General features: G+C 46.7%; 10 protein-coding genes. 6 read left to right on the top strand and 4 right to left on the bottom strand.

Annotated features, from left to right (window positions below):
* The first annotated feature begins 92 nt into the window (after nt 1–92).
* From AC2VDX_RS25030 to AC2VDX_RS25015, 4 genes are all read left to right on the top strand, one after another.
* On the top strand, nt 93–2,678 hold the full coding sequence (locus AC2VDX_RS25030) for a TonB-dependent receptor domain-containing protein (RefSeq protein WP_378172642.1): 2,586 nt from the start codon (nt 93–95) through the stop codon (nt 2,676–2,678).
* A gap of 209 nt (nt 2,679–2,887) precedes the next feature.
* Nucleotides 2,888–3,844: a ferredoxin family protein gene (locus tag AC2VDX_RS25025; RefSeq protein WP_378172639.1), complete on the top strand. Its 957-nt coding sequence runs from the start codon at nt 2,888–2,890 to the stop codon at nt 3,842–3,844.
* Between the two features lie 439 nt (nt 3,845–4,283).
* Entirely contained in the window at nt 4,284–5,147 is an 864-nt protein-coding gene (locus tag AC2VDX_RS25020; protein WP_486928260.1) for an ABC transporter substrate-binding protein, read from the top strand.
* 173 nt (nt 5,148–5,320) lie between these two features.
* Entirely contained in the window at nt 5,321–6,628 is a 1,308-nt protein-coding gene (locus AC2VDX_RS25015; RefSeq protein WP_378172634.1) for an MFS transporter, read from the top strand.
* Between the two features lie 255 nt (nt 6,629–6,883).
* Here the strand turns inward: AC2VDX_RS25015 and AC2VDX_RS25010 are convergent, their stop codons facing one another.
* From AC2VDX_RS25010 to AC2VDX_RS25000, 3 genes are all read right to left on the bottom strand, one after another.
* Nucleotides 6,884–8,194: an FAD-dependent oxidoreductase gene (locus AC2VDX_RS25010; RefSeq protein ID WP_378172632.1), complete on the bottom strand. Its 1,311-nt coding sequence runs from the start codon at nt 8,192–8,194 to the stop codon at nt 6,884–6,886.
* Between the two features lie 194 nt (nt 8,195–8,388).
* The gene (locus AC2VDX_RS25005) at nt 8,389–8,754 is read right to left on the bottom strand and encodes a Lin0512 family protein (RefSeq protein WP_190816392.1); all 366 of its coding nucleotides are present in this window, start codon (nt 8,752–8,754) and stop codon (nt 8,389–8,391) included.
* 172 nt (nt 8,755–8,926) lie between these two features.
* Nucleotides 8,927–8,977: a hypothetical protein gene (locus tag AC2VDX_RS25000; protein WP_378172675.1), complete on the bottom strand. Its 51-nt coding sequence runs from the start codon at nt 8,975–8,977 to the stop codon at nt 8,927–8,929.
* A 305-nt stretch (nt 8,978–9,282) separates the two neighbouring features.
* Here AC2VDX_RS25000 and AC2VDX_RS24995 point away from each other — a divergent pair, with 305 nt between their 5' ends.
* On the top strand, nt 9,283–9,954 hold the full coding sequence (locus AC2VDX_RS24995; RefSeq protein WP_378172629.1) for a HEAT repeat domain-containing protein: 672 nt from the start codon (nt 9,283–9,285) through the stop codon (nt 9,952–9,954).
* A 71-nt stretch (nt 9,955–10,025) separates the two neighbouring features.
* Here the strand turns inward: AC2VDX_RS24995 and AC2VDX_RS24990 are convergent, their stop codons facing one another.
* Nucleotides 10,026–10,550 (bottom strand): calcium-binding protein, encoded by a 525-nt coding sequence (locus tag AC2VDX_RS24990; protein WP_378172625.1) that lies wholly within the window; start codon nt 10,548–10,550, stop codon nt 10,026–10,028.
* Between the two features lie 136 nt (nt 10,551–10,686).
* On the opposite strand from AC2VDX_RS24990, the gene AC2VDX_RS24985 reads away from it, so the two are divergent.
* On the top strand, nt 10,687–11,247 hold the full coding sequence (locus AC2VDX_RS24985) for a phycobiliprotein lyase (protein ID WP_378172622.1): 561 nt from the start codon (nt 10,687–10,689) through the stop codon (nt 11,245–11,247).
* Nucleotides 11,248–11,355 lie beyond the last annotated feature (108 nt).

Here is an 11,355-nt window from a genome sequence, read left to right as displayed (position 1 = left end):
TTATATGTTGCTGAGCTAGTGACAATGAATTTCAATAACTGATTGGGTCGTGGTGACGACCCAAGCGCATCGAGTGGGTGTGAGGAAATTTGATGAGAATAGGGCAATTAATCCCCAGCCTGTTGCTTACAGGGGCAGTTCAAGTATTAGTGGCTCAGCCTGTCTGGGCACAAGTCACACAAGTGACGGGCGTGCGGCTCGACGAGACACCTAATGGACTAGCGGTGATTTTGGAGACGGCAGATGGGACGTCGCCCCAAGTGGTCACGTCGAGCTTCGACCAAACCCTGTTGATTGACCTGATTGGTGCCCAGCTGCGGTTAGCTGAGGGTGAATTTCGTCAAGACAATCCCGCGTTTGGCATTACATCTGTCACGGTAAAGCGACTGTATGAGAACAGCGTCCGGGTGACGGTAACGGGGGTACAAGAAGTACCAACCGCCGAGGTGCAACAAAGCGATCGCGGTTTAGTTGTCAGCCTCACAACAGCGGCTGACACAACAGCGACTCAGCCTACACCTGTACCGGAAGCGCCAGATGCTGAAACGGAACCGGGTAGCGACGAGACACAGCCAATTCAGCCAGATTCAGAACAAACGGATATTGAAGTCGTTGTAACAGCAACGCGCACAGCAGAAGAAATAACCAAAGTGCCGCGCAGTGTAACGGTAATTACACGAGAGGAGATCGAGCAACAAACCCGCTTAACCAGGAACTTAGGCGATATTCTTGCTAATACAGTTCCCGGCTTTGCACCCCCCACGAATCGCACGAATACATTTGGGCAAACTTTGCGGGGTCGCAACATTTCCGTTTTGATTGATGGTATCCCGCAAAATACTAACATTCAGTCAATTCCAGCACAGTTGACCTCTATCGATCCCTCTGCCATTGAAAGAATTGAAGTGGTTCGCGGACCTAGTGCTATCTACGGGGGTCAGGCAACTGGCGGGATTGTGAATATTATTACCAGAAGATCGACTGAAAACCGGCTGACTTCTACGACAGATGTGGGTTTGAACACGTCTTTGACGAATTCGGAAGAGAGTTTTGGCTATAACCTCCAGCATTCCATCTCTGGAAAAGAAGGTCAATTTGATTACACTGCCAGCTTCTCAATTGCCACGACGGGCGCTTTTTATGATGCTGAGGGCGATCGCATTGCTAATTTTGCTGGCGGAGAAGATAGCCTAATTTTAAACGGGTTACTCAAACTGGGGGTAGAATTAGATTCCCAGCAACGCCTGCAACTGTCGTTCAATCACTACGATCGGCAGCAAGACACCGATTTCATCTCAGATCCTGAAATTGACAATATTCCAGGCATTCAAAAAGCCCGCGCCCTGGAAGTTCCTGAAGGCATCAGGGTGATCGGGGCTAAGGATGAGTCATTCTTACGAACGACGATAGCCAGTTTGAATTACACCCACCAGAATCTTTTGGGTTCTGCTGTTCAGGCGCAAGCGTACTATCGTAACTATAGCTTTGGGGGTGGAACTCCGACCGACGATCGAGGCGGCTTTTTTGACTTTATTTATACCTCGCCAGGAGAATCAGAACAGCTGGGAGGGCGATTGCAGATTGACACACCCTTCAACTCCGAAAAGACACTCAGCTTGCTATGGGGAGTTGATTATCTGAGGGAAAGAAGTTCCCAAAGCTTTGATATTTTTGACCCGGTGGAGTTTGATGGAAGTGGCGGTTTAGTTTACCGCAAAACGGATGAACTGACTTTCGTTCCTGCTTATAAACTCAATCAATTGGGTTTGTTTGCTCAGTTGCAGTGGGATGTGAGCGATCGCGTGCGACTGACTGGGGGAGTGCGTCACGAACGCATTGGTTTGAGTGTAGATGACTACACCACCGCTGTTGGGAACCGGGACATTAAAGGCGGCGATCGCGATTTTAATGCAACTGTTTTTAATGCCGGTGCCGTCTTCAATGTCACCGAGGAAGTGAGTTTGTTTGCCAACTTTGCACAAGCTTTTTCCGTCCCGGATTTGGGTCGCGTTCTCCGCCTCCCTCCAGCAGGATTTGTGAGTGTTGAGGATTCGATTCGGCTGACCGAACCGCAGAAGGTAGACAACTACGAAATTGGAATTCGGGGTCAATGGCGTTCAGTCCAAGCATCCCTATCCGCTTTCTACAACTTTTCCGATCTCGGTTCAACCTTTAGAGCGATTCCAGGTGGTGGTCCCTTAGAAACAATTCGGGCACCACAACGAGTTTACGGGTTAGAAGCGGCTGTTGACGTGCAGCCAGGAGATCGCTGGCAAATTGGCGGCACAGCGAGTTATTTAGAAGGTGAGAATGATGCAGACGATGATGGCGAATACCTTGCTCTCAACAGCATCACCATCCCACCCCTAAAGCTGACAGCTTATGTGCAGCATGAAACTTTACCGGGTTGGCTCAATCGGCTGCAACTGCTGTATTCTGGAAACCGCGATCGCGCCTTTGATGATGGGGTAGACTCTGGAAAAATCAGCAGCTATGTGACCGTAGACTATATCAGCAGTATCCGGTTGGGTAAAGGAACTCTCTCTATCGGGGTTCAGAACTTATTTAACAACCAATATTTCCCTGTCTACTCGCAGTATTTCGCGCCCTTTTTTGACAGTTCTAATTATGCCGGACAAGGCAGAACTCTTAGCGTTGGATATCAGATCGTTTGGTAAAGACAAGTAAATGGGTGGAGGTAAAGTAGGTCAGTGTAAATAAACCAAGACTTACGCAAAGCTCATACATATAGCATTTTGTAGGGGCAATCCCCCTGTGGTTGCCCTTACTATGTGGTGATGTGCGGCGAGTCCTGAAGATGTCAGGCGATCCTACTTCATTCGTGAAATAATCAGTTTCTCTTTCTCTGTTCCTTTGTAATCAAGCTATGAACAAGTTCTTTTGCGCCGAAGAGTCACGCCAAGCTGGAGAAGAGATTATCGGGTGTGCAACCAATCGCCAAATTTATGTACTGATTGAGTGTCCACCTCCTTGGACATCCGATCCACTTGATTCAAAATTCCTTCCCGCTAATTTAAAAGCCTTAAAAGAGGAAATTGATACAGAGGCACTTTCTGTTAGATTTGTTTTGATTCATGGCGACCAACTCAAACGCGATCGCTACACGCGAGTTTTGATTTTTCGCTCAAAAACTGGACTTTCGGCAGGTTACACGAAGCAAGAGTTTCTGGTTTCAGATATTAATAATGTAGCTTCTTTACTGAAGGACTGTTTAACAGGCGACGCTACAGAACATGAGGCTATAGATATTCAAACTAGAGATATTTTAGTATGTACCCACGGTAGCCATGATAAATGTTGTGCTAAGTATGGCAATCCTTTTTACAAAGCTGCCTTAACCACTGTCTCTGACTTATCACTCGATCGTGTCCGCATTTGGCAAGCCAGTCACATTGGCGGTCATCGCTTTGCCCCTACTGCCATTGATTTTCCAGAGGGAAGATACTATGGCAGGCTCAACCAAGAATCATTTGTCGCCATTCTGACACGGAGTGGTGACATTCAGTGCTTGAACGATGTCTATCGCGGTTGGGGACTTTTACCTTGGGCAACTCAAATCTTAGAAAAAGAACTCATCCTGAAACATGGCTGGGATTGGTTTAATTACAAGGTTGCCTCTCAGATTATTGAGCAGAACGAAGATGAAAGTTTTAATCAAGTTGAAATAATTTTTGAGACACCAAATGGGGATTGGGGCGGTTATAAAGCAGAGATTGTTGAAGATAAAAATAATACTCTTCATTTAAAAGGGGAGTGTGACGGTACTGAATTATATAAATTTAACCAATTTGTTGTAAAAAACATGGTAAGTATCTGGGAATAAAGGCGAAACACCTGAATATTGTGAATGCCGATTCAATTACAATACGGTTCGGTTAAAAATAATTGTAGGTTGGGTTGAGGAACGAAACCCAACTAAACATAAGCATTTGTTGGGTTTCGTTCCTCAACCCAACCTACGTGAACTTTGCGGATTTGTGTTTGAATATTTTTTTTATAGTTATATGTGGTTAATCAAAAAGTCGGCTCAGTTTTTAAATAAAATTGCTATTTACTTTCGGTATTCTAGTCTCCACTGCTACCCTATTTGGAACTTAGCAAAGAATTATAGTCAGCGTAATATCCAACTGGTATTCATAACAGTTCTGACAATTTGTATAGTTTCCGCCTGTGAGGATAATGTTAAAAAAGATGCGGCAAATAACAGTATTAATATTTATCCTAATTTGCAGTCTCAAGCTGTACGAGTAGTCAAACACGCAATGGGAGAAACAAAGGTTCCTGTAAATCCGCAGCGAGTAATTGTGCTGGGAAACTTAGAGAACGTCTTAGCTTTAGGGATCAAGCCTGTAGGTGCCACAACCTTAGGTGATGGGGATTTTCCCTCCTATCTTCGGAATGAAACAGAAGGAATTGAGAAACTTGGCATAAATGGACAACCAAGCCTGGAGAAACTTTTACTCTTGAAGCCAGACTTGATTTTGGGTTGGTCTTGGGATCGAGAAATCTATGACAAGCTATCACAAATTGCCCCGACAGTTCTTGCTGGAGGTGACATTACGTGGAAAGAGTGGCTGAGAACATTTGCTGAAGCGCTGGGTAAGACGCCAGAAGCCGAAAAGCTCTTAAGTAACTATAATAAGCGCGTTGAAGCGTTTAGAGAGCAAATGGGCGATCGCTTCTCGCAAATCCAGCTATCTGTGGTTAACTTTTGGGCAGATCAAGTCCGCATTTACATGAAGCGCTCCTTCAGCGGACTCATTCTCAATGATATCGGTATGCCGCGTCCATTAGCCCAAGATAAAAATAAAAACTCGGAAAATCTCTCATTAGAACTAATTCCCAAAATGGAGGGCGATGCGATTTTCTTGGTACTTGGAGAAGGCAAAGAATCTAAGTTAACTCAATTCACAAATCATCCCCTTTGGTTCCAGTTGAAAGCGGTGAAACAAGGTAAGGTTTACCAAGTAAATAATGATGCCTGGATTGGCAGTTGGGGGATTATCGGAGCCAATCGCGTTCTTGATGACTTGTTTAAATATCTTGTAACTGACATCTTGCACCATTCTCAAGTTTGCCCATCCGCCTTGAACTCAAGTTCAAGGCTCATAGCTCAAGTCCATTGAAATGGACTGAAATTCTTAGTAAGTCTTCTAAGAGAAGACTTGATTCTGTAAGCCTGGGGTTTAAAGCATAGGCGGGTAATGCGACTGGTGCAAGATGTGAGTTGTCACAGACAAATCAAGCGATGGGAAGGTGTTTTCTACAGTTGCAGGTTTGATGCAATAACACAACCAATATGCGAACCTTCTTGATCATTTGGATTGGTCAGCTAGTCTCAACCATCGGTAGCTATATGACCAGTTTTGCCATCCAAATCTGGGTGTGGGAACTGACTGGTCAGGCAACGGCACTCGCTTTAGTGGGTTTCTTTACCCTAGTGCCGAGCATCTTAATTACACCAATTGCTGGGCTAATTGTAGACCGCTGGAACCGCAAATTCCTGATGATGATTGGCGACACAGTGACAGCTTTGTGTACCTTGGTAATTCTCTGGCTGTACCTGACAAACCAATTGCAAATCTGGCATCTTTATGTAGGTGGTGCGGTTAGCGGTGCTTTTAGTGAAATTCAGGCGCTGGCATATTCAGTATCGATGGCGATGCTAGTGCCTAAACAGCATTACACTCGTGCCACCAGCCTGGATTCTGCGATTCATTACAGTTCGATTATTATTGCCCCGGCACTGTCGGGTGTACTTTACTACGCGATTGGATTTGCCGGGATCTCGCTCATCGACATCGTTACGTTTGCGATCGCTATCGGCACAGTTCTCAAGATACATATCCCCCAACCCACGAGTAGCGATAAAGCATCCCCTCACGATAAAGGAATCTTCCAGCCGATGATCTTCGGCTTCCACTATATTCTGGTGCGTCCCGGTTTGCTCGCCATTGTAGTCGTGGCGTCCTTGTTCTGGTTTGCCCACGATCTGGGCGCTGCCTTGTATGCGCCGATGATTTTGGCACGCACGGGAAATGATGCCAGGGTGTTAGGCAGCGTCTCTTCAGCAGCCGGATTCGGTGGGGTAACGGGGGCGTTTCTCTTGAGTGTCTGGGGCGGTTCCAAGCGCCGCATCCACGGCTTTTTACTGGCAATGGTGGGGGCGGGTCTGAGTAAAACCGTATTTGGTCTGGGTCAGATGCCAATGATTTGGCTGACCGCTCAGTTTTGCTCATCGCTGAATTTTCCCTTATTGAGCAGTTCCAACACAGCCATCTTGCTGAGCAAGGTAAGACCGGATGTACAAGGACGGGTTTTCGCTGCGCGATCGACGATTCAGCAAGTCGTTTGTGCGATCGCTCTATTAATCGCTGGGCCACTTGCTGACAATGTTTTTGAACCAGCGATGATGCCAGGAGGTGTTCTTGCACCCCTTCTCGGCAGGCTATTCGGCACTGGATCTGGTGCCGGGATGGCGCTTTTGTATGTCATCACTTCCATCAGCTTATTGTTGGTTGGTTTGGGTGGGTATGGCTTCCGCGTGTTGCGCGACGTGGAAATTAGCTTACCTGACCATGATTTTGAGCCAGACCAGCAAAGGTGAGGACTCCAGATGCGGAAAATTGTAGGGAATCATGCGGATTTGATAGAACAAATTGCTACGAAGCTTTTAAAAACTTTTCGTTCGACTTTTTTACTTTGGCTCTTCCGTAGTTGGTATGCTAAATTTATAGTCAAGAAGCGCCACAAGCTATACTAGCCATGAATTTAAGCCAATTTAGCGTTTATTAAATAGAAAATACAGTCCAAAATCGTTATACCTTGCTAGGTAAGCCTTTCAAGTTTTGGAATCAACTTTTTAGCATACCAAGTAATGAAGAGCCTTTACTTTTGATATCCAGCCTTGGTATAACTTCAAAATTTCTGAATAAGGAACGGCGGATTCAAATAGCAGTTCGGATAGGGAAGGTGAGAAACGCTGGGGAAATCGTTGGTGCAAAATTCTGGCAAGACGTTCCCTGAAAATAAACTCAATCAATAATTTCTTAGATGAGGGAAAAACGTGATTGCTAAGCTCCACCAAAGCGTGGGCATCCGGCTTCCGACGTACCGTAAATTGTTCGATTGCCTGCGCCCAATTGTCAGAATACTCGTCCAAAAGGCGATCGAATATGACCGAATCTTCCAGTGCCGCATTGCAAGCTTGACCGATAGAGGGCGACACAGAATGCGCCGCATCTCCAATCAGCAGTACGCTGTCATTGTGGTGGTAGCGGCTACAGCGAATCATCAACACCCTTGATAGGGGTCTTTGGAGGAAAGCTTCGGCTTCCTTCTCCGACATCATCTGACCAACTGTTGGGAAATTTTTGTGAAAGAATTCGAGAACCTCTTGGGTTGTGGAAAGATCGACCACCTGGTTTTGCTGGTGGGGAAAGCGGATGGCACCACTCATGGTTCCGTCTGGCTGATACAGCATCAATAAGCCAGTGCCGTCATCGAGTCTCCAGGCGTGAACATTGCTCGTTTTGAGGGGGATGTCTGACTTTTCATTTCCGTCAAAGAAAATCGATTTGCGGTCATTTCGGTCGTAATTCTGTTCGCATTCAAACAGTTCCGTGGAGAGAAAATGCTCTCTCACAACCGAATGCGCCCCATCTGCACCAATTAACAGGTCATAATCAATGGTGAGATCCGCTGGCACTCCTTCCGGTATCGCTTCGGTCACTTTTTGAATTTTCAGCGTCTTCGCCTCAAAATCAACCTGCGTGCATTGATAGTTAAAGTGAATGTTGAGACGGTTATTGTCGTACTTTTCGCTGAGTTTTTCCAATAGAGCGATCGCTAAGTTGGTGCGGTCGAGGGCAAGGAAAGGTTTTCTTCTCGGCGTGAGGCGCGTCTTGCCGTTTTTTTGGTGAGATAGGGTTCCGATTATCTCTACACTCATCGCCTTAACAGCTTCGGCGATGCCCTCGATTTTACTTAAGGCATTCGTTCCCCGTTCGTTCAGGGTAATGGGATAGGTTCTGGATTTTGAGAATGAGACAATTCGGGGGTCGCTGCGGCGTTCGTAGATGTCAATTTGGTATTGGTCGCCGCGACGCAACAAGTAGTGTGCAAGCAGGGTTCCGGCAGGGCCAGCACCGATAATGACAACGTTCTTAACCATGTTTTAGAATTCCTTAGCGTGGTGGGAGCTGCACATCTGTCACCAGGAAACCTCTCCCCAACCCTTTCCTACTCTTGGGAGAGAAAAGGAATAAATTTTTGGTATTGCCCTCATTTAGGACTGCTATATATCAAACATCGGGACACGGGCTTTTCAAATGAATAGTTGCGATCGCTTCCACTTCGTCCACGCAACTAATCAGTTTCCACCAAAACTGTAACAGCAGCAACAGCGATGAGCATTTCGTCATTTTTATCATTAAGTGAAGGAATTGCTCGACCCTGAACAACCATTCCGCCAGACTCAACGGTGAGAGTTTTGCGCCCAAAAGGTAACACAGCTAACACCTCCGCTTCCCGCACTTGCTCCGGGTAAGGCACTGCCACCTGTACTTCAACTATCATTTGATCGGGGTCGCTTAAACCTGCAACTTCCCAGACACCCGGCAAGGCATTGTGAGCTATCGCATTCCTGACAGCCCTGGCGGCGGCGACAGTGGGTTCCTGTCCGTGCTGATCGATTCCCATACCCATCTCGATAATCAAGCGTTTACGAGCCACAGTCACCCCTCTGACTACACTTTATTTTTCCAACTGACCTGCAATATATTCTCTGACTTCTTTGGCTGAATCTAGCTGCAAGACAGCAGATGCGATCGCTGCTACTTCATCCATCCTCAACTTTGAAATCCCTGCTTTTACCGTAGAAATGGCTGGTAAGTTCATACTTAATTCATCGACTCCCAATCACGAATTTGGCAGCCGGACGGGCGTGCAAACCCATCTGATTTCGGACGGTAAGATGTATTACCTGACTTTGGGCACTCCCCAGAGATGCCCCTAGGGACTGCGAAGGATGAATCAGGACTTACGCAAAGCTTATACATATAGCGTTTTTTCGGGTTCAATCCCCCTGGGAAAAGCCCCTATATGTGGTGATGTGCGGCGAGTCCTATGAATATCGGATAACTGAGAGGCTTTGGCTGCTAATGCTCCTCGTGCTTCGCGGATGACAATTCTCACTATCTATCCCACTTCCTGAGATAACTCGCTCAATTATGTTAAGATTTATTAAAAAGCTTAGATTTTATGACTCATCCCAGCTTAGAAAATATTGGTGCCCAGCTAGAAAGCCCGAATTCGCGCGATCGCATGTTGGCACTTGCCTCGTTGCGCGAAGTATCAGCAGATGAAGCTGTACCCCTGATCAAAAAGGTTTTAGACGACGAAAACCTGCAAATTCGCTCAATGGCGGTATTTGCACTGGGTCTTAAACCTACAGAAGAATGCTTTCCGATTCTAGTGAAATTGCTAGAAACTGACCCCGACTATGGCATTCGCGCCGACGCCGCCGGTGCCTTGGGCTACCTGTGCGATATCAGAGGATTTGAACCATTGGTGCGGGCTTTCTACGAAGATACAGATTGGCTAGTGCGTTTCAGCGCCGCCGTTAGTTTGGGCAATTTGAAAGATCCCCGCGCTTTCGACGTGCTGGTTCGGGCGTTAGATAGCGAAGAAGTCGTGTTGCAACAGGCAGCGATCGCGGCACTCGGCGAAATCAAAGCAGTAGCAGCCGTCGATCAAATTCTCCGCTTTGCCCAATCTGACGATTGGCTGATCCGTCAGCGCCTAGCAGAAGCCCTAGGACACCTTCCTGGCGATAAGAGTATCTCAGCGCTCAATTACCTGGAAAAAGACAGTCATCCCCACGTTGCTACCGCCGCCACCATCTCCCTCAAGCGCTTGTCTGAAAACAATTAAAAATTAAAAATTAAAAATTAAAAATGGGGGATTCTTCATTTTTAATTTTTAATGCAAGCATTTTTAATTGCTTACAGCCAATGGGCGACGGAAAACAAGCCATCTTCCGTCTGGATATGCTCCACACCGCGCATCTTGACGATGGGCTGACCGAGATAAGACACGCACAACCAACCACCGATGACGAAATCGACCGTAATCTCATTCGAGAAGATATTGTCTAATCGCAGGACATCGATTCCCGACTCATCCTCAATCGTGTCAAACCCATCGCCGGGAGTGTAAATATAGACATCATTGCCGTCACCTCCATCCAAGCGATCGTCACCTGCGCCGCCAACCAAGACATCATCGCCATTGCTTCCGAATAAGCGATCGCGCCCCGAACCACCAAGTAAAAAGTCGTTCCCAGCTTCGCCGTACAGGGAATCGTCGTCTTCTCCCCCTTGAATCAGGTCATTTCCTTGCCCACCGTGGATGATATCGTTGCCTGACTTCCCTACCAGCGTATCGTCGCCAGCATAGCCAAAAATAACATCGTCGCCCTCGGTGGCTTCAATGTAGTCATCGCTGGGAGTGCCGTGAATTCTTGACATGATGCAGTTTTACTAATCCGAGAACTCTTAATCTTTTTATAAAGTAGAGTCCAGCGCTCGGCACTCTCTCTGGCGACTGGTAAATTAAGATATTTAATGTGATGTTAAAAAGTGTTAGTCCCGAAGAATTTGATTCATGGATATTCAAAAGTTTTTTGAGCTGAGTGCAGGCAAGTGGTTTTCCCAGCGTACCAGTCACCATCTGGCTTTCAAGCAAGCAGAAAGTGGCAAGTCAGACATCAAGATCGAGATGCTCTCGGCACAAGACCCCGAAGTAATCAAGCTCTGCGAACAGTACGAAGTTGACCCAGCCTTAGCTTGGGGAGGCGCTCGCGTTAGCTGGGATGGCACGATGGAATGGGATCAAGAAAAACACGCTGGTTCTAGCGTTCTCGTCCCGATTCCCGACCCGGAGAAGCCCAACGAAGGTCAGTTGCTCCGCGACATGGGCTATGCCGAGAAAGCATCGGTTGCCGGTCGTTATGTCATGGGTAGCGATGATTCATTCACGCTGATTACTGAGTATGAAACGATGTACTCGGAAGAACGCATCTGGTTTGCCAGCGAAAACTTGCGGCTACGAGCCAGCATTCTAAAGCGATTTGGCGGCTTCTCGATGGCTTCTTTTTGCTCGGAAATTCGCATGGGTGTCACAAAGCCACAAGAAAAAGCCGCTGATACCGCTGCAAAAAATTAAAAATTAAAAATTAAAAATGGGGATTGTTCATTTTTAATTTTTAATGCAAGCATTTTTAATTGCTTAAGTTGTAGGTTGGGTTGAGGAACGAAACCCAACACCCATAAG

This window comes from Coleofasciculus sp. H7-1 (assembly GCF_057473865.1).
Note: the sequence above shows the minus strand (reverse complement) of the source record. Positions and strands in the feature narration are given on the sequence as shown.

Excerpts from the sequence above, each read along its gene's own strand:
- AC2VDX_RS25025 (WP_378172639.1), top strand. The coding sequence starts at position 2,888 with ATGAACAAGTTCTTTTGCGCCGAAGAGTCACGCCAAGCTGGAGAAGAG.
- AC2VDX_RS25010 (WP_378172632.1), bottom strand. The coding sequence starts at position 8,194 with ATGGTTAAGAACGTTGTCATTATCGGTGCTGGCCCTGCCGGAACCCTG.
- AC2VDX_RS25020 (WP_486928260.1), top strand. The coding sequence starts at position 4,284 with ATGGGAGAAACAAAGGTTCCTGTAAATCCGCAGCGAGTAATTGTGCTG.
- AC2VDX_RS24990 (WP_378172625.1), bottom strand. The coding sequence starts at position 10,550 with ATGTCAAGAATTCACGGCACTCCCAGCGATGACTACATTGAAGCCACC.
- AC2VDX_RS24995 (WP_378172629.1), top strand. The coding sequence starts at position 9,283 with ATGACTCATCCCAGCTTAGAAAATATTGGTGCCCAGCTAGAAAGCCCG.
- AC2VDX_RS24985 (WP_378172622.1), top strand. The coding sequence starts at position 10,687 with ATGGATATTCAAAAGTTTTTTGAGCTGAGTGCAGGCAAGTGGTTTTCC.
- AC2VDX_RS25015 (WP_378172634.1), top strand. The coding sequence starts at position 5,321 with ATGCGAACCTTCTTGATCATTTGGATTGGTCAGCTAGTCTCAACCATC.
- AC2VDX_RS25030 (WP_378172642.1), top strand. The coding sequence starts at position 93 with ATGAGAATAGGGCAATTAATCCCCAGCCTGTTGCTTACAGGGGCAGTT.